The organism is Streptomyces sp. NPDC053069, assembly GCF_044546895.1.
Lineage (GTDB): Bacteria > Actinomycetota > Actinomycetes > Streptomycetales > Streptomycetaceae > Streptomyces.
Genome location: NZ_JBITZN010000011.1, coordinates 202,124 through 219,294, shown reverse-complemented (window position 1 = coordinate 219,294; position 17,171 = coordinate 202,124). Strand labels below are relative to the sequence as shown.

General features: G+C 69.4%; 21 protein-coding genes. 11 read left to right on the top strand and 10 right to left on the bottom strand.

All coding sequences use genetic code 11. The annotated features are described in order from the left end of the window. Positions 1-4: 4 nt before the first annotated feature. On the bottom strand, positions 5-1,615 hold the full coding sequence (locus ACIGXP_RS25750) for an ABC transporter substrate-binding protein (protein WP_399772117.1): 1,611 nt from the start codon (positions 1,613-1,615) through the stop codon (positions 5-7). 310 nt (positions 1,616-1,925) lie between these two features. On the opposite strand from ACIGXP_RS25750, the gene ACIGXP_RS25745 reads away from it, so the two are divergent. Then, the gene (locus ACIGXP_RS25745) at positions 1,926-2,354 is read left to right on the top strand and encodes a hypothetical protein (RefSeq protein ID WP_363215885.1); all 429 of its coding nucleotides are present in this window, start codon (positions 1,926-1,928) and stop codon (positions 2,352-2,354) included. After that, positions 2,351-3,211 (top strand): hypothetical protein, encoded by an 861-nt coding sequence (locus ACIGXP_RS25740; protein ID WP_399771954.1) that lies wholly within the window; start codon positions 2,351-2,353, stop codon positions 3,209-3,211. The genes ACIGXP_RS25745 and ACIGXP_RS25740 overlap by 4 nt, the downstream gene beginning before the upstream one ends. Before the next feature lie 17 nt (positions 3,212-3,228). Here the strand turns inward: ACIGXP_RS25740 and ACIGXP_RS25735 are convergent, their stop codons facing one another. Both ACIGXP_RS25735 and ACIGXP_RS25730 read right to left on the bottom strand, forming a co-directional pair. Then, positions 3,229-3,423: a DUF397 domain-containing protein gene (locus ACIGXP_RS25735; protein WP_399771951.1), complete on the bottom strand. Its 195-nt coding sequence runs from the start codon at positions 3,421-3,423 to the stop codon at positions 3,229-3,231. Next, positions 3,405-4,238, bottom strand: coding sequence for a Scr1 family TA system antitoxin-like transcriptional regulator (locus tag ACIGXP_RS25730; protein ID WP_399771948.1), 834 nt, complete (start codon positions 4,236-4,238; stop codon positions 3,405-3,407). The genes ACIGXP_RS25735 and ACIGXP_RS25730 overlap by 19 nt, the downstream gene beginning before the upstream one ends. Positions 4,239-4,383: 145 nt before the next feature. On the opposite strand from ACIGXP_RS25730, the gene ACIGXP_RS25725 reads away from it, so the two are divergent. From ACIGXP_RS25725 to ACIGXP_RS25705, 5 genes are all read left to right on the top strand, one after another. Then, positions 4,384-4,581 (top strand): hypothetical protein, encoded by a 198-nt coding sequence (locus tag ACIGXP_RS25725; RefSeq protein ID WP_399772114.1) that lies wholly within the window; start codon positions 4,384-4,386, stop codon positions 4,579-4,581. Beyond that, positions 4,578-4,793 carry a hypothetical protein gene (locus ACIGXP_RS25720; protein WP_363215891.1) on the top strand — a complete coding sequence of 72 codons (216 nt, stop codon included), beginning with the start codon at positions 4,578-4,580 and terminating at the stop codon, positions 4,791-4,793. The genes ACIGXP_RS25725 and ACIGXP_RS25720 overlap by 4 nt, the downstream gene beginning before the upstream one ends. Before the next feature lie 83 nt (positions 4,794-4,876). Then, positions 4,877-5,626 (top strand): DNA repair protein RecO, encoded by a 750-nt coding sequence (gene recO / locus ACIGXP_RS25715; protein ID WP_363215892.1) that lies wholly within the window; start codon positions 4,877-4,879, stop codon positions 5,624-5,626. A 17-nt stretch (positions 5,627-5,643) separates the two neighbouring features. Beyond that, positions 5,644-6,492: an isoprenyl transferase gene (locus ACIGXP_RS25710; RefSeq protein WP_399771944.1), complete on the top strand. Its 849-nt coding sequence runs from the start codon at positions 5,644-5,646 to the stop codon at positions 6,490-6,492. A gap of 40 nt (positions 6,493-6,532) precedes the next feature. Then, on the top strand, positions 6,533-7,867 hold the full coding sequence (locus ACIGXP_RS25705; protein ID WP_399771942.1) for a histidine-type phosphatase: 1,335 nt from the start codon (positions 6,533-6,535) through the stop codon (positions 7,865-7,867). A 56-nt stretch (positions 7,868-7,923) separates the two neighbouring features. Here the strand turns inward: ACIGXP_RS25705 and ACIGXP_RS25700 are convergent, their stop codons facing one another. The 4 genes from ACIGXP_RS25700 to ACIGXP_RS25685 form a co-directional block, all read right to left on the bottom strand. Then, positions 7,924-8,334 carry a transcriptional repressor gene (locus ACIGXP_RS25700; protein WP_363215895.1) on the bottom strand — a complete coding sequence of 137 codons (411 nt, stop codon included), beginning with the start codon at positions 8,332-8,334 and terminating at the stop codon, positions 7,924-7,926. Positions 8,335-8,397: 63 nt separating this feature from the next. Continuing rightward, the gene (locus tag ACIGXP_RS25695) at positions 8,398-9,300 is read right to left on the bottom strand and encodes a metal ABC transporter permease (RefSeq protein ID WP_399771939.1); all 903 of its coding nucleotides are present in this window, start codon (positions 9,298-9,300) and stop codon (positions 8,398-8,400) included. Then, positions 9,300-10,067, bottom strand: coding sequence for a metal ABC transporter ATP-binding protein (locus tag ACIGXP_RS25690; protein WP_399771937.1), 768 nt, complete (start codon positions 10,065-10,067; stop codon positions 9,300-9,302). Before ACIGXP_RS25690 ends, ACIGXP_RS25695 begins: the two co-directional genes overlap by 1 nt. A gap of 20 nt (positions 10,068-10,087) precedes the next feature. After that, the gene (locus ACIGXP_RS25685; RefSeq protein WP_399771935.1) at positions 10,088-11,047 is read right to left on the bottom strand and encodes a metal ABC transporter substrate-binding protein; all 960 of its coding nucleotides are present in this window, start codon (positions 11,045-11,047) and stop codon (positions 10,088-10,090) included. A 163-nt stretch (positions 11,048-11,210) separates the two neighbouring features. Between ACIGXP_RS25685 and ACIGXP_RS25680 the strand changes: the two genes are divergently transcribed. Next, positions 11,211-12,593, top strand: a complete 1,383-nt coding sequence (locus ACIGXP_RS25680; RefSeq protein WP_399771932.1) for a glycine--tRNA ligase — start codon at positions 11,211-11,213, stop codon at positions 12,591-12,593. Between the two features lie 100 nt (positions 12,594-12,693). Here the strand turns inward: ACIGXP_RS25680 and ACIGXP_RS25675 are convergent, their stop codons facing one another. Beyond that, complete coding sequence (locus ACIGXP_RS25675; RefSeq protein WP_399771930.1) at positions 12,694-13,806, bottom strand: endonuclease/exonuclease/phosphatase family protein; 1,113 nt, start codon at positions 13,804-13,806, stop codon at positions 12,694-12,696. A gap of 232 nt (positions 13,807-14,038) precedes the next feature. On the opposite strand from ACIGXP_RS25675, the gene ACIGXP_RS25670 reads away from it, so the two are divergent. The 3 genes from ACIGXP_RS25670 to ACIGXP_RS25660 all read left to right on the top strand — a co-directional run bounded on the left by ACIGXP_RS25670 (position 14,039) and on the right by ACIGXP_RS25660 (position 16,377). Continuing rightward, the gene (locus ACIGXP_RS25670; protein WP_399771927.1) at positions 14,039-14,650 is read left to right on the top strand and encodes a LysE family translocator; all 612 of its coding nucleotides are present in this window, start codon (positions 14,039-14,041) and stop codon (positions 14,648-14,650) included. A gap of 81 nt (positions 14,651-14,731) precedes the next feature. Further along, the gene (locus tag ACIGXP_RS25665) at positions 14,732-15,754 is read left to right on the top strand and encodes an aldo/keto reductase (protein WP_399771925.1); all 1,023 of its coding nucleotides are present in this window, start codon (positions 14,732-14,734) and stop codon (positions 15,752-15,754) included. Positions 15,755-15,780: 26 nt separating this feature from the next. Then, positions 15,781-16,377: a TetR family transcriptional regulator gene (locus ACIGXP_RS25660; RefSeq protein ID WP_363215903.1), complete on the top strand. Its 597-nt coding sequence runs from the start codon at positions 15,781-15,783 to the stop codon at positions 16,375-16,377. Here the strand turns inward: ACIGXP_RS25660 and ACIGXP_RS25655 are convergent. Together ACIGXP_RS25655 and ACIGXP_RS25650 are read right to left on the bottom strand one after the other, a co-directional pair. Beyond that, the gene (locus ACIGXP_RS25655; RefSeq protein WP_399771921.1) at positions 16,358-16,777 is read right to left on the bottom strand and encodes a hypothetical protein; all 420 of its coding nucleotides are present in this window, start codon (positions 16,775-16,777) and stop codon (positions 16,358-16,360) included. The two genes, ACIGXP_RS25660 and ACIGXP_RS25655, sit on opposite strands and share 20 nt — an antisense overlap. Before the next feature lie 116 nt (positions 16,778-16,893). Beyond that, positions 16,894-17,112 (bottom strand): hypothetical protein, encoded by a 219-nt coding sequence (locus tag ACIGXP_RS25650; protein ID WP_360096299.1) that lies wholly within the window; start codon positions 17,110-17,112, stop codon positions 16,894-16,896. Between the last annotated feature and the right edge of the window lie 59 nt (positions 17,113-17,171).

The following is a 17,171-nucleotide window of genomic DNA, read 5'->3' as shown; positions in this document are numbered from 1 at the left end:
GCCGTCAGGCCCACTTGGCCTGGAGGAGGTTGATACCGGGGTACGGCTGTGGCCTTATCCCGCTGAGCCGGCGCGGGTCCCAGGCGGTCATCAGCTCGTTGTGGACCACCGGGTAGAGCACGGCCTGCTCGGCGACGAGGTCGATGTAGTCCTGGATGATCGCCTTCTTCTTCGCCGGGTCCGGCTCCCGGGTCGCCCGGTCCATGTCCTTGAAGAGCCGCTGGGCGACGGGATGGCCGGCCCACCGGGTGTACCCCATCCACAGGTTCTGCGGCCCGTAGTTGTAATGCATGATCAGATCGGCGTCGAGCCCGAACTGATTGGGGTTGGATGCGGCGGCCACGACCTGGTAGTCCTGCTTCTGGTCCATCTTGGTGAAGACGGCGGTGGTCTCCTGCGGCGCGAGGGTCGTCTGCACGCCGACCGCGTCCCAGGAGGACTTGATGGTCGGCAGGCAGTCCACGATCCAACTGACGTTGACGGCGAGGAGATTGACCTTGAGGTCGCTGACCCCGGCGGCCTTCAGCAGGGCTTTCGCCTTGGCCGGGTCGTAGTCGTAGACGGTCCTGGCCCGCCGGTAGCTCGGGTTTCCCTCGTTGAGGAAGGAGGACGCGGGCTTCCCGTGCCCCTTCAGGGCCACCTGCACCATCTTCTCGGTGTCGATGGCGTAGTGGAGGGCCTGCCGCACCCGGACGTCGTCGAAGGGCTTGTGCCGGGTGTTGAACATCAGGAAGAGATTGTTCATCCCGGCGCCGCCGGCCACCTCCAGCCCGCCCTGCTCCAGCCGGGAGATGTTGGCGTACGGGATGTTGTCCGCGATCTGCGCACCGGCACCGGTCCCGGAGATCTTCGCGACGCGGGGAGCGGCGTCCACGATGGTCAGCCAGTTCATGCGCTTGAAGGCGGGAGGGCGGGGCCCGTTGTAGGCGGCGAACGCCTCGAAGGTGGTGTTCGACTTGGGGTGGTGCGCGGTCTGCCGGTACGGCCCCGAGCCGACGGCCAGCCCCTTGATGGCATCGTCCCAGGCGCCGGGCCTGGAGAAGACGTGCTTCGGCATGATCTTGGCCAGGGTGAGCCGGGAAAGCCCGTCCGGGAAGGGGAACTTGAGCACGAGCTCGACGGTGCGGGAGTCGACCTTCTCGACGCCGCTGAGCCACCCGGCGAAGAACCCCTTGGCGAGCGTCGGGGTCTTCGGGTTGAGGATCCGGTCGAAGACGAAGACGACGTCGTCGGCGGTGACGGGCCTGCCGTCGTGGAAGGTCGCACCCGAGCGCAGGGTGAACCGCCAGGTGGTGGCGGTCGCGTCCTTCGGAGCCTCGGTGGCGAGCGCCGGATACGGCACTCGGGTGATCGGATCGGTGTCCAGCAGCCCCTCGTAGACGTGGTGGTTGGCGGCCATCGCGAACGCCGACGCCGTCTGCGTCGGATCCCAGCTGCCGTCGTTGCCGTAGCCGATCACGGCGGTCAGCGTCCGGTCCTTGCCGCTGCCGCCGCCTCCGGTGTCGTTCGTGGACTCCGGGCCCGCGGAGCAGGCGGCCAGCGCGGGTGGCAGGGCGGCGGCCAGGCCGAGCGCACCGACGCCTTTCAGGAAGGACCGCCGGTGCGGGGCCGGCATGTCGCGGGTCACGTCGTCACGCACGGATCCTCCAGCGAGGTCGGGGAAGGGGGAGGAGAGGAGGTACGACGTCCTATGTCCGGTTGGTCAGCGTGACCATAGGAGGGCCCCAAGGGGTGGTCAAGGGCACACGCACGAATGGCGTAGCCGCCACAGGTCACACCAATGGCGGCCCAGGGGCGGCGTCTCTCCGGACCGTTCCCTCCCCCCGTTCCACCCTTCCCTCCCGCGGGCGTCAACTCTGCGCTGGTCAGCAGGAGTTACCGCTTATGATGTCGCGTCTACGACAGCTAGAGAGAAGGGTCTGCGCGTGGACGCAGAGCTGATGACGCTCGCCTCGACGGCCGGTACGACCGTGGTCACGCTGCTGACCACTGATGCGTGGGAGAGGGCCAGGAAAGCGGTCGCCACGCTGTGGGGGCGCGCTTGCCCCGACCGGGTCGAGACCGTCGAGGCGGAGCTGCTGGAAACGCGGGAACTGCTGCTCGCCACGGGAGAGGAGACCGGTTCCGGTACGCCGGGATTCGACGAGGGGACCGCCGAGTGGCGTGGCAAGTTCCGCCGGCTGCTCAGCACGCAACCGGAGTTCGCCCAGGAGGTGCGCCGCATCCTCGACGAGGAACTGATCCCCGCGCTGCCCGCGCCGGCCCAGGCCGCACCCGTCGTCTTCCACGCCAACCCGACCGGAAACGCCCGTGTCTACCAGGCCGGCCGTGACCAGAACTTCCACGAGCGATGACCGAGAAACCGTCACCCACCGAGGGACCCGGCGCACCGGCGTCCTTCAGCTCCTCGCCGTCGGACACCGGCCGGGCCTACCAGGCCGCCGGAAACCAGCACTTCCACGAGCACCACTACCACGGGCCGGTGACTCACCCCGCCCCCGCGGCGGCGGCCCGCCCGGCCAGGGGCAGGCTCGCACTGTTCTGGAGTGCCTCCGCCGCCGTCGTCCTGCTGGCCGCGCTGGCCGGCGGCGGCACCTGGCTGTGGCTGGACCAGAGGTCGTCCGGTGCCACCGCCGGCGGCGAGGCGCCGCACTCCGCGGGCCCCTCCACCGCCGGCTCATCCTCGGCCTCCCCCTCCGCGAAGACGCACGTCACCGCACCCAAGGCAGGCGCCCCTACGAAGCACTCCGCCCCGCCGGAGGACTCGAACCCCGACACACAGAGCTCGGCTCCCGTGCCGGCGGCCCCGCCGAATCCGGCGGACCCCAAGAACTGCCGATCCTGGTTCACGCTGCGGGAGTTGCCCGATGTCAAGGTCCGGCCCTGTTGGCGGCGCGACGGCTCACGCGTCTACATGGTCGGGGAATGGCAGGCCACGCAGGGCGCGGAATCGGTGGACGTCTATCTCTGGCTGAAGGACGCGAGCGGCAAGGCGGTCTTCCCACAGACCCAGCCGCTCGCCTACTCCCACAAGGGCGCCTACCCCGCGGACTCGTCCGCGCAGCAGTGGCAGGAGGCGCAGGTGGGCATCAACCTGGTCCGGGGAGCCAAGTACACGGTGTGCTTCAGCGTGTTCTCCGCCGGTTCCTCTCCGCCGCCGAACATCACGAACGTGAAGGTGACCGGGGTCCAGAAGGACTTCACCTACTGACCGGCGGTGGCGGTGGCTCAGGCCTCCAGGGCGCCGATGAACTCCGTCCACGCGGACGCCCCGATCACGAGCACCGCACCCCCGGGCACCTTGCTGTCCCGGACCGGTACGACACCGGGGACTCCGTCGGCGACCTCGACGCAGCTGCCGCCGTTGCCGTCGCTGTAGGTGCTCTTGCGCCAGTGCGCGTTGCTCAGGTCGTACTCGCGCATCGTCTGAAGTCCTCCGCCGTCGACTCGATCAGGGCCCGGGACGCCTCCGGCGACAGCGCGGCGGCCCTGAGCAGATCGTATGACGCGTACGCACGCTTCACCACAGCCGGATTGTCCAGCAGGGTTCCCGAATACACGGCTTCCATATAGGCCGTTGGCGGAGCGTCTTCGAACTCCATGAGCGACAGCATCCCGTTCATGAGCGAGTAGGGCCCGGCCGTGTACGGCAGCACCTGCACCAGCGCCGTCCGTCCCCGCGCGAGCGCCGACACGTGTTCCAGTTGCTCCGCCATGACGGCAGGGCCGCCGACCGGGATGCGCAACGCGTTCTCATGCATAACCACCCAGAACACGGGGCGTGTTGCGTCCTTGAGGATGTGCTGGCGCTCCAGTCGGCCCTGCACCTTGTCCTCGATGTACTCGTCCGACGCGAACGGGTTCATCGCCAGAGTGACCGCTCGGGCGTAGCCCGCTGTCTGCAGCAGACCCGGCACCAGCGCGGGCGCGAACTCACAGATCCGCGTCGCCACCCGCTCCAACTCCACGACCTCCGCGAAGTACTCCGCGTACCGGCGGTCGTCGATCAGCTTCCGGCAGAGGCGCTCGAAAATACCGTCGGTTTGCAGGATCTCGTCGATCCGCTGGGCGATATCCAGCTGAGGTTTTCGAATGGCCTGCTCGAACTGTCCGATATAGGCGCCGGAGACGAAGACGCGCGCCCCCAGCTCCACCTGGGTGAATCCGGCATCTTCCCGGCGCCTCTTCAGCTCCGTGCCGAAGAACTCCCATGCCGCTTGCCGTGAACCGCTGGCCATGGCCAACCCCCTTGCCCTGCCTCGCTCTTGTAGGGCGCAGACTGCTGGCGAGTGTAGTGGCGGAGAGTCACTCTGGATGTGCGAAGAGTGAAACTCGAAGAGGAAGGGGAGCACGGTGAGGGCGCGACGGACCACACACTCGGCATTGTGTGTCGAAGAGGCGGAGGACACGTTGGAGGAATTGCGGTCGGCTTTCGAGAAGGCCGGGATCGTGCTGCCGTCACTCGGACTGGATCCGGTGAGTCTCGCGCGGGAGGCGCCCTGTCCGCTGGTCGAACTGGGACGGTGTTCCGTGGACACCGCACGGCGGCTCGCGGCCGTCCTGACGGGAGTGGCGCGGTGAAGCCGCCCATCGGCAGCCACGCCGTGGACACCGCGTCCGGGCGGGTCGGGATCGTCATGGGGCACGAGGGGCCCTACATCCAGCTGAGGCCGTACGGCGGGGGCCGGGAGTGGGACGCCGAGCCCGGTGCCGTACGGCCGGCCACCCCCGCCGAGCGGATCAGCGCGGAGACGGCGTACGCGAACGCCCGCAGTCGTGGCGAGCTGCTCTAGGGGGTGCGGACCGCACCGCGCACGTTTCTGCCCGCGATGGAGGATCTGCGCGGGCGCCACCCGGAGTGGTTCAGAATGGTCCCATGAGTCTGTTCCGCGACGACGGCATCGTGCTGCGCACCCAGAAGCTGGGTGAGGCGGACCGGATCATCACCCTGCTCACGCGGAGTCATGGGCGGGTGCGGGCCGTGGCCCGGGGGGTGCGGCGGACGAAGTCGAAGTTCGGGGCCCGGCTGGAACCCTTCTCCCACGTCGACGTGCAGTTCTTCGCGCGGGGAAGCGAGCTGGTCGGGCGCGGACTGCCGTTGTGCACGCAGAGTGAGACCATCGCTCCCTACGGCGGTGGGATCGTCACCGACTACGCCCGGTACACCGCCGGAACAGCCATGCTGGAGACCGCCGAGCGGTTCACCGATCATGAGGGCGAGCCGGCCGTGCAGCAGTATCTGCTGCTGGTGGGCGCCCTGCGTACGCTCGCCCGGGGGGAGCATGCCCCGCATCTCGTGCTCGACGCCTTTCTGCTGCGCTCCCTCGCGGTCAACGGGTATGCCCCGAGTTTCACCGACTGCGCGAAGTGCGGCATGCCCGGGCCGAACCGGTTCTTCTCCGTGGCCTCCGGCGGCTCCGTCTGCGTCGACTGCCGGGTGCCCGGCAGTGTCGTACCGTCGCCGGAGACCCTGGTGCTCCTCGGGGCGCTGCTTACGGGAGACTGGGAGACGGCGGACGCGTGCGAGGCCCGGTACGTCCGCGAGGGCAGCGGGCTGGTGTCCGCCTATCTGCACTGGCATCTGGAGCGCGGGCTGCGCTCGCTCAGGTATGTGGAAAAGACGTAGAGGGAGACGAGAAGCACATGGTCGTACGCGGGATCCTGGGGCGCCAGCGGCGTGAGTACAAGGCGCCGGAGCCGCATCCGTCCGGTGCGCGTGCGCCCAAGCTCCCCGGCGAGCTGGTGCCCAACCACGTGGCCATCGTCATGGACGGCAACGGACGGTGGGCGAAGGAGCGGGGGCTGCCGCGGACCGAGGGGCACAAGGTCGGGGCCGAGCGGGTGCTCGATGTCCTCCAGGGGTCCATCGAGATCGGTGTGCGCAACATCTCCCTGTACGCCTTCTCCACCGAGAACTGGAAGCGGTCGCCCGACGAGGTCCGCTTCCTGATGAACTTCAACCGCGACTTCATCCGCAAGACCCGCGACCAGCTCGACGAACTCGGGATCCGGGTGCGCTGGGTGGGGCGTATGCCCAAGCTGTGGAAGTCGGTCGCCAAGGAGCTGCAGATCGCCCAGGAGCAGACCAAGGGCAATGATCTGCTCACCCTGTACTTCTGCATGAACTACGGCGGGCGGGCCGAGATCGCCGACGCGGCGAAGGCGCTGGCCGAGGACGTGAAGGCGGGGCGGCTGGACCCGGGGAAGGTCAACGAGAAGACCCTCCAGAAGTACCTGTACTACCCGGACATGCCGGACGTGGACCTCTTCCTGCGGCCGAGCGGCGAGCAGCGCACCTCCAACTACCTTCTGTGGCAGAGCGCGTACGCCGAGATGGTCTTCCAGGACGTGCTGTGGCCCGACTTCGACCGCCGTGACCTGTGGCGGGCCTGTGTCGAATTCGCCTCCCGCGACCGGCGGTTCGGCGGCGCCGTGCCGAACGAGGAACTCCTCGCCATGGAGGCCGCCATGAAGGGCGAGTCCACCTCGTAGCCACCGGCGGTTCATCCGGGGCGCCGAGGATGCGGGACTCATGAGACGTCTCACGCCTGTCCTCGCGCTCGGCGCCCTGCTGCTCACCGCGCTGCCCGCGCACGCCGTGGACGAGGGTCCCGCGCACCGCGACAGCTACGGCACCAAAGCCCCGTACGAGCCTCGGCAGAGCGCGCACACCCATCAGCGGCCCCCGGCCGGCTACACCGCCGTCTTCACCGAGAACGTCTCCCGGCACGGCTCCCGTGCGGCGACGGACGGTGCGGACGGCGACCTGGTCCTCGCCCTGTGGGACAGGGCGCAGGAGCAGGCTCAACTCACCCCGGGAGGTGAGGAGTTCGGGCCGCGTGTGCGGGCGCTGATGGCCGCCATGGAGAAGACCGGGTACGGCAACCTCAGCGGGCGCGGGCGACAGGAGATGCGGGACACGGCGACGCGCATGGAGCGCCGGCTGCCCGCCCTGTTCACGCGGATCGCCGACGAGGGCGAGAAGATCGACGTGGTCAGCTCCGGGCAGGGGCGGGCCGTGGACAGCGCGGGGGAGTTCACCGGGGCGCTCGCGGCGGCCGACCCCGCGCTGAAGCCGCTGATTGGGGCGACCCGTACGGACAAGGATCTGCTGTACTTCCACAAGACGGCGGGCGGGGCCGCCTACCGCGACTACCTCGCGAACGACCAGCGCCTCAAGGACACCCTGAACGCGATCACCGACCAGCCCAGGACGCACGAGGCCGCGCGCAGTGTCCTGCGGCGGATCTTCAAGGACGCCTTCGTCGACCGGATCACCGACCAGGTCGGCGCCGCGCGGGCCGTCTACGACCTGTACGCCATCGCGCCGGCGATGAGCGAGGAGAGCCCCGACCCGGACGGCGACGGCTGGGGCATGGACCGCTACATCTCCCGCTCGGACGCGTCCTGGTTCGGCTACCTCTCCGACGCCGAGGACTTCTACGAGAAGGGTCCCGGTTTCTCCGACAGCGACATCACGTACAGGATGGCAAACGTCCTGCTCGACGACTTCTTCCAGCAGGCCGAGGCCAAGCGCGCCGGCACCAGCGACCTCGGCGCCGAGCTGCGTTTCACCCACGCCGAGGAGATCATTCCGCTGGCCGTGCTGATGGGGCTGCCGGGCAGCACGAAGCCGGCGACTCCGGGGGAGACGTACACGTACGCCGGCAATCCCTGGCGGGGGGCGTCGGTGGCTCCGCTGGGCGCGAACATCCAGTGGGACGTCTTCAGGAAGGGCGACCAGTACCTCGTCCGCATGCTCTACAACGAGAAGGAGACGGCGTTCAGGACGGGGTGCCGTCCGGTCGAGAAGGGGAGCACCTTCTACAACCTGGACGAACTGGAGCGCTGCTTCGGGCGGGACTGAGCCGAGCGGCCGAGGGGCGCGAAGCTGTCTCGGCAGCGGTCCGCGCCCACACGGTCTCAACCGGCGGCGCACTCCGCACATGTGCCGAAGATCTCCACCGTGTGCGCCACGTTGACGTAACCGTGTTCCGCCGCGATGGCCTCGGCCCATTTCTCCACCGCCGGACCCTCCACCTCGACCGCCTTGCCGCAGGCACGGCACACGAGGTGGTGATGGTGCTCACCGCTGCTGCAGCGGCGGTAGACGGACTCGCCGTCGGACGTGCGCAGGACGTCGACCTCGCCGGCCTCCGCGAGGGACTGCAGCGTGCGGTAGACGGTGGTGAGCCCGACCGAGTCGCCCTTGTGCTTGAGCATGTCGTGCAGTTCCTGCGCGCTGCGGAACTCCTCGACCTCGTCCAGGGCCGCCGCCACGGCTGCACGCTGGCGGGTCGCGCGGCCCTTCACGGGCGGTCCAGCGGTCGTCACCGTTGTCTCCTCACGTCTCGCTTGTGCCCGGGCGGCCATTGTGCCAGCCCGGACAGTCGGCGGTCAGACGCCGATCTCGTCCGCGGCCCCTCTCGTGGCCGGAATCGTGCACTCCGCCGGGTCCCCGGCGGGGTGTGCGGCGGCGGCCACGCGGGCGCGTCGGCGGGCCAGCGGGGTGGCCAGGGCCGTGAGCGCGACGAACGCGGCGATGGTCAGCAGGACGATCGTCGCGCCGGGCGGGACGTCCTGGTAGTACGAGGTGACCGTGCCGCTGATCGACACGGTGATGCCGATGGCCACGGCGATCACGAAGGTCGCCGCGAAGCTGCGGGTGAGCTGCTGTGCGGCGGCGACCGGTACGACCATGAGCGCGGAGACCAGGATCAGGCCGACGACCCGCATGGCGACGGTCACCGTGACGGCCGCCGTGACGGCGGTGAGCAGGTTCAGGGCGCGCACCGGCAGCCCGGTGACCCGCGCGAACTCCTCGTCCTGACTGACCGCGAACAGCTGGCGGCGCAGGCCGAGGGTGACCGCCACCACGAAGGCCGCCAGCACCATGATCGCCGTTACGTCCGACGGGGACACCGTCGACAGGGAGCCGAACAGGTACGACGTCAGGTTGGCGTTGGAACCGCCCGGTGCGAGGTTGACGAACATCACGCCGCCGGCCATGCCGCCGTAGAAGAGCATCGCGAGGGCGATGTCGCCGCGTGTCTTGCCGTACCAGCGGATCAGTTCCATCAGCACCGAGCCGAGCGCGGAGACGGCTGTCGCCATCCACACCGGCGAGGCGTGCAGCAGGAAGCCCAGGCCGACGCCGGTCATCGCCACGTGCCCGATGCCGTCGCCCATCAGGGGCTGGCGGCGCTGGACGAGGTAGATGCCGATCGCGGGCGCGGTGATGCCGACCAGGACGGCGGCGATGAGCGCCCGCTGCATGAAGGCGTAGTTCAGGAGGTCCATCAGCTCAGCAGTCCCGTGCGGATCGGTTCGGCGCCCGCTGGTGCGTGCGGGTGCACGTGGTCGTGGCCGGGCAGCGCGTGCTGGCCCAGGGCCTTCGGGGGCGGGCCGTCGTGCAGCACGCAGCCGTCGCGGAGTACGACCGCCCGGTCGATCAGGGGCTCCAGCGGCCCGAGTTCGTGCAGGACCAGCAGAACCGTCGTACCGGCGGCCACCTGCTCCTGGAGGGTCCGGGCGAGCACCTCCTGGCTGGCCAGGTCCACGCCCGCCATCGGCTCGTCCATGATCAGCAGCTCCGGCTCGGCGACGAGCGCGCGGGCGATCAGCACCCGCTGGTGCTGGCCGCCGGACAGGGCGTTCACCGAGTCCTTGGCGCGGTCCGCCATGCCGACCAGCTCCAGGGCCCGGTGCACGGCCGCCCGGTCGGTCTTGCGGAAGACGCCGAAGCGGGTGCGCGAGAGGCGGCCGGAGGAGACGATCTCGGTGACCGTCGCCGGGACGCCGCCTGCGGCAGTCGTGCGCTGCGGCACGTAGCCCACGCGCGCCCAGTCGCGGAAGGAGCGGCGCGGGGTGCCGAACAGCTCGATCGTGCCGTCGCTGACCGGGACCTGGCCGATGATCGTGCGGACCGCCGTGGACTTGCCGGAGCCGTTGGCGCCGAGCAGCGCGACGACCTCCCCGCGGCCGACGGTGAGGTCGATGCCGCGCAGCACGGGACGTGCGCCGAGTTCGGCGGTGACCCCGCGCAGGGCTATGACGGGCTCTCCCATGATCCTGCCCTCCCTGTCGGTCACTTGGCGCCCAGTGCCTGCTGGAGCGCTGTGAGGTTGGCCTGCTGGACGGCGAAGTAGTCCTTGCCGCGGGACTTGGCCGTGATGCCCTCGATCGGATCCAGGACGTCCGTCTTCAGGCCGGCGTCGTTCGCGACGGTCTTCGCGGTCCTGTCGCTGACGAGCGTCTCGTAGAAGACGGTGGAGACGCCGTCGGCCTCGGCCAGCGTCTCCAGGTCCTTGATCCGGGCGGCGCTGGGCTCCGACTCGGGGTCGAGGCCGTTGATGGCCTCCTCGGTCAGGCCGTAGCGCTCGGCGAGATAGCCGAAGGCGGCGTGGGTGGTGACGAAGACCTTGGTCCTCGTGTGCGCCAGTCCGTCCTTGAACTGCTTGTCCAGGCCGTTCAGCTGCTCGACCAGGGCCGCGGTGTTCTTCCTGTAGTCGGCGGCGTGCCGGGGGTCGGCCTTCTCGAAGGCCTTGCCGACACCCTCGGCGACCTGGGCGTAGCGCACCGGGTCGAGCCAGATGTGCGGGTCCTTGCCCGTCGACTCCCCGTTCTGGTGGGTGTCGTGCGCGGCCGCACGGCCGCCGACCTCGTTGCCGTGGTCCTCCAGCGTGGTCAGGGAGGCCGCGTCGATCTTCGTCTTGACCGGGGACTGGGCCACCGCGTCGTCGACGGAGGGCTGGAGGTGCTTCAGATACAGGACCGCGTCGGAGTTCTCCAGTCCCGCGATCTGCCGGGGGCTGAGCTCCAGGTCGTGCGGTTCCTGGCCGGGAGTGGTCAGACTGGTGACGTGGACGTGGTCCCCGCCGATGCGCTCGGCGAGGAAGGCCATGGGATAGAAGGACGCTACGACGTCGAACTTGCCGGTGTTCGCCGCTTCCGCCGTGCCCCCGGAACAGGCGGTGAGGGTGCCGAGGCCGAGGGCGGTCACGGAGGTGATCGCGGCGGCGGGTATGAGGCGTCGTCGTACGTTCATGACAGTCATTTTCAACAAATATGGAAACCGTTGTCAACAAGCCCTGTCCGGGCTGCTTGGAAGGGGGGGCCGATTTGGCCGTGGGGGAGCCCGCGCCGGTAACCTGAATCATTCGCTGGAAGCATCTCGCTTCAACGCCCGTCGTCGTAATGAAGAGAGCACCGTGGCCGCCGACAAGATCGACACCATCGTCAGCCTGAGCAAGCGCCGTGGCTTCGTTTTCCCGTGCAGTGAGATCTACGGCGGACAGCGTGCCGCCTGGGACTACGGACCGCTGGGTGTCGAGCTCAAGGAGAACATCAAGCGCCAGTGGTGGCGCTACATGGTGACGTCGCGCGAGGACGTGGTCGGTATCGACTCGTCCGTCATCCTGGCCTCCGAGGTCTGGGTCGCGTCCGGCCACGTCGCCACCTTCACGGACCCGCTGACCGAGTGCACCGCGTGTCACAAGCGGTTCCGTGCCGACCACCTGGAAGAGGCGTACGAGGAGAAGAAGGGCCACGCCCCGGCCAACGGCCTCGCCGACATCAACTGCCCGAACTGCGGCAACAAGGGCCAGTTCACCGAGCCCAAGCAGTTCTCGGGTCTGCTGTCGACGCACCTCGGCCCGACCCAGGACTCCGGCTCGGTCGCGTACCTGCGCCCCGAGACCGCCCAGGGCATCTTCACCAACTTCGCCCAGGTGCAGACCACCTCGCGCCGCAAGCCGCCGTTCGGCATCGCCCAGATGGGCAAGTCGTTCCGCAACGAGATCACGCCGGGCAACTTCATCTTCCGTACCCGTGAGTTCGAGCAGATGGAGATGGAGTTCTTCGTCAAGCCGGGCGAGGACGAGCAGTGGCACGAGTACTGGATGGAGCAGCGCTGGAACTGGTACACCGGCCTGGGTCTGCGCACTGAGAACATGCGCTGGTACGAGCACCCGAAGGAGAAGCTCTCCCACTACTCCAAGCGCACCGCCGACATCGAGTACCGCTTCCAGTTCGGCGGCAGCGAGTGGGGCGAGCTGGAGGGTGTCGCCAACCGGACCGACTACGACCTCGGCGCCCACTCCAAGGCCTCCGGCCAGGACCTCTCCTACTTCGACCAGGAGGCCGGCGAGCGCTGGACGCCGTACGTCATCGAGCCCGCGGCGGGTGTCGGCCGGACCATGCTGGCCTTCCTGCTCGACGCCTACGTCGAGGACGAGGCGCCGAACGCCAAGGGCAAGATGGAGAAGCGCACGGTGCTGCGCCTCGACCACCGCCTGGCCCCGGTGAAGGTCGCGGTGCTGCCGCTGTCCCGCAACCCGGAGCTGTCCCCGAAGGCCAAGGGCCTCGCCCAGGCGCTGCGCCAGAACTGGAACATCGAGTTCGACGACGCCGGTGCGATCGGCCGCCGTTACCGCCGCCAGGACGAGATCGGTACGCCGTACTGCGTGACCGTCGACTTCGACACGCTGGAGGACAACGCCGTCACGGTGCGCGAGCGGGACTCGATGAAGCAGGAGCGTGTGTCGCTGGACCAGATCGAGGGCTACCTGGCCGGCCGTCTGCTGGGCTGCTGACGCCCACCGCCGGTGCCCTGCCAGGGGGCTCCGCCCCCTGGACCCGCGGTCTGCGCCCACCCTCCAGCCGACGCTGTCGGCTGGAGGGTGGGCGTTCTGCTCACAGATCCAGGTCCACGTACAGCGCGGCGTGGTCCGATGCCTCGTCGGTCTTCGACTTCACGCTGTCGAAATGGTTCGGGTGCGCGAAGATGCCCCGCGTCTCCAGGCCCACCTTCTGCACCTTCGACCACAGATCGGGCGGAAGCAGGATGTAGTCGAGCTTGTCCCGCTTCGAGTGGCAGGTGCCATGGGTGCCCGGGTCTCCCTGGTACGAGGGGTGGCTCATCACATCCCGCAGCGGGGGGTCGGCGCCCAGCAGCGCCTCGACCGGCTTGCTGTCCGGGAAGTCGTTGAGGTCTCCGGCGACCACGACGTTCGGGGTGCGCTTGAGCGCCGCCCGGTAGATCTCGGCGACCCGTTCCGCCTGGGCGAGGCGCAGCTCGGGGTCGTCGTTGAACTTGCTCTTGAGGTGGTTGCCGAGGATCACCAGGCTCTCCCCGTCGAGCTGGATCTCGTACTCCGGGCAGTCGCGGCTGAACAGCGGCTTCGTCGGGTCCGCCGGGTCCGGGTCGAAGAGGTGCGGCCGGACGGAAGTGATCGGAAGACGGCTGAGGATCCCGATGTCGATGCCCCGCGGGTCATTGCCGTCGATCAGCAGACCGAAGGGGTACGGCTGCCGGCCCAGGCCCAGGACGTGCTGGTTGAAGCGTTCCAGGGTGAGCCGGTCCTCGACCTCGGGCACTAGCAGAACGTCGGCGTCGACCTCTGTGACCACCCGCCCGGTGTTCTTCACCGCGACCATGTCCAGGTCGTCCTGCCCGAGTTCGGCCCAGCCGGCCCACGCGCCGCGGCCGCCGGCGCGGATCTGCAGCTCCGTGGGGTGGGACCCCGGCGCAGGCGTGTCGAAGAGCCCGCTGCTCTTCCCGGGGCGGTTCTGGTTGATGCGGATGAGCGGGGGGTTGTCGGGGTCGTTGCTGTAGGCCTGGTAGGTGAGGATGATGTCCGCGATCTCCTTCTTGTCCGGCTCGGTGTACGCCGGCTTGTCCAGGAGAGCGACCAACTTGTCGAAATCGTCGAGGACTTGCTTCCGCTGTGCCGCGTCGGAGAGACGGAAGACGGAGGGGCGGCGGAAGAGGTTCTCGGTGTTGAAGGTGGCGATACGAACGACCATGGCGGCCTCCTTCGGGCGGCGCGAGAACACCGCACGGTCGGCGGCAGGCGCCGCCGGAGTGACTGCTCGCCGACAACTTCGATTGTCCGGTGGGCGGCGAACCGTGTCCAACGGGGCGGATCCCGCCCGTACCGCCCGCTCATGGACGGCTTCCGCCGCTCGCCGATTGGTCCCGTGAACCGCTCGGTGTTTGGCCCTGTTTCCGGGGCCGCGCCGCCGCCAGGGTGACCCCATGAGCCTCGCCTTCCTCCTCACCACCCTCGTCGTCGTCGCCACCCCCGGCACCGGTGTCGTCTACACCCTCGCCGCCGCCCTCTCGCACGGCCGTCGCGCGAGTGTCGTCGCGGCGTTCGCCTGCGCGCTCGGGATCGTGCCCCATGTGCTGGCCACGGTCACCGGGCTCGCCGCGCTGCTGAACGCGAGTGCGACCGCCTTCCAATTCCTCAAGTACGCCGGTGTGGCCTACCTGATGTACATGGCGTGGGCGACGCTGCGGGACAAGGAGGCGATCGCCGTCGAGCAGGGCGGCCCGCCCCGCTCCTCGGCGCAGGTGATCGTCCGGGGCGTGCTGGTCAATCTGCTCAACCCCAAACTGACGATCTTCTTCTTCGCCTTCCTGCCCCAGTTCGTGAACCCGGCCGAGCCGCACGCGCTCCCGCGCATGCTCGGCCTGAGCGGTGTCTTCATGCTGCTGACGTTTGTCGTCTTCGCCCTGTACGGCGTCCTCGCCGCCTCCGTGCGCAGCCGCCTCACCGCACGGCCGGGGGTCATGGTCTGGTTGCGGCGCAGCTTCGCCGGATCCTTCCTGGCCCTCGGCGCCAGGCTGGCCTTCACGGCCCGATGAGACGGCGCCGGAACCGGTGCGGATGACAACTATGGAATGACAGATATTGAAATCTGTCAGCTGTCATGGCAAGGTGAAGGCATGACGATGCGAACCCGAACCCTCGGAACCACCGGACCCGAGGTCTCCGCCCTCGGTCTCGGCTGCATGGGCATGTCCGCGCTGTACGGCGACGCCGACCGCGCGGAGTCCGTCGCGACCATCCATGCCGCCCTCGAAGCAGGCGTCACCCTGCTGGACACCGGCGACTTCTACGCCATGGGGCACAACGAGATGCTGATCGGCGAGGCCCTGCGCACCGCCCCGGCCGCCCGTCGCGAACAGGCGCTGCTCAGCGTGAAGTTCGGCGCCCTGCGCGACCCGGAGGGCAACTGGGCCGGCTACGACGGCCGCCCGGCCGCCGTGAAGAACTTCGCCGCCTACTCCCTGCAGCGCCTCGGCGTCGACCACATCGATGTCTACCGGATCGCCCGTCTCGACCCGGACGTGCCGATCGAGGAGACCGTCGGCGCGATCGCCGAACTGATCGAGAAGGGATACGTCCGGCACGTCGGCCTGAGCGAGGTCGGCGCCGACACCCTCCGCCGGGCCGCCGCCACCGCCCCCGTGTCCGATCTGCAGATCGAGTACTCGCTGATCTCCCGCGGCATCGAGCGGGACATCCTGCCCGCCACCCGCGAGCTGGGCATCGGCATCACCGCGTACGGCGTGCTCTCGCGCGGCCTGATCTCCGGCCACTTCGCCCGCGACCGGCAGCTGGCCGCGAACGACTTCCGCGCCCACTCCCCCCGCTTCCAGGGCGAGAACCTCCAGCACAACCTGAACCTGGTCGAGGCCCTGCGCAAGATCGCCGAACGCAAGGGCGTCACCGTCGCGCAGATCGCCATCGCCTGGGTGATCTCCCAGGGCCCGCGGCAGGACACGACCATCGTGCCGCTGATCGGGGCCCGCACCCGCGAGCGGCTGACCGAGTCGCTGGGCGCGCTGGACGTCACCCTGGACGCGGCCGACCTGACGGCGATCGAGGAGGCCGTACCGGCGGACGCGGCGGCCGGCGACCGCTACCCGACCGCGCAGATGGCACACCTCGACAGCGAGCGCTGACCGGGATGCCGGGTACGGTCTGGAGCATGGCACCGACCAGCGAGACCCTGACCGCCGAGCGCATCCTCGAAGCGACCGAGGAGGTGCTGCGCCGCCACGGCCCGGCCAAGGCCACCGTGGTCGACGTGGCCCGCGCGCTCGGCGTCAGCCACGGCAGTGTGTACCGGCACTTCCGCACCAAGGCGGCGCTGCGCGAGGCGGTCACCAAGCGGTGGCTGGACCGGACGTCGCAGAAGCTCGCCGTCATCGTCGCCGGCGACGGCACCCCCGAGGAGCGGCTGCGGGCCTGGCTCGCCGCCCTGTTCGAGGCCAAGCGGCACAAGGCGGGAGACGACCCCGAACTCTTCGCCACCTACACGGTGCTGACCGACGAGAACGGCACCGCGGTCGGCGAGCACATCGCCGACCTGACCGCGCAGCTGGCCCGGATCATCGCGGCAGGTGCCGCGTCGGGCGCCTTCCCGGTACCCGACCCCGCCGCCGCGGCGCGAGCCGTCTTCCAGGCCACCGGCCGTTTCCACGACCCCTGTTACGCCCGGGAGTGGACCGCCCCCGGCGTCGACGAGGAGTTCATGGCCGTCGTGGACCTGCTGATACGGGGACTCAGCTCACCTTCACGGTGACGGCGGGCGAGTAGACGTGCCCGGCCGCGATCCGCAGATGCTCGGTGCCCTTGGTGTTGAGCCGGGCGAGGAGCGCGTACGAGCTGCCCTTCCCGACCTTCGCGGTCGACTTCATATTCGTCCACGTGCCGTTCTTCTCGTGCTGGAGGGCCAGCGGGGTGCCGGTCTTCAGGCCCTTGGTGCGTCCGGTGAGCCTCACCAACTGCCCGGTCTTCACCGCGGTCTTGTTGACGCTGATGGTGATCGAGGCCGTACCGGCGGCCGGGCTGGGCGGGGCACTGGGGGCGCCCGGGGCGCCGCCGGCGGCGAAGGCTGTGGCCGTCCCACCGGAGAGCAGCGCCACGGAGAGAAGACCGGTGCCGAGCGCACGGCCGAAGCGGTGGCGGAGTACCCAGGTCATGGTCGTCTCCTGTCTCGATGAACCTTTCCCAGGCTGAACCGGCTCCGCGAAGGCGGCCACTCGGGCGGATGACGGCGCAGGTCAGGGCCGGATTTCCCACGGCCGGGCGCTCGTCCTCACGGCTGCCGGGCCGCCGCCGGATCCACTGTCGCCTGATGGGCCTCGGCCAGATGCTCCGCCGCCTTCAGCCACGGCAGGAACTGGGCGCCCCTGCGCCAGCCGCACGTGTCACATCTGATCGTGCGCTGCACTCCCGTGCGCTGGACCCGGACGACATGCTCCCGGCCGTGCCCGTCCCATCTGCTGACCTTGCTCGTGCTGTTGCCCTGCGGCATCACGCCTCACGCCTCCTCGCATCCGGCACCCCCGACCGGAACAGGAGTGTGCAGCAAGA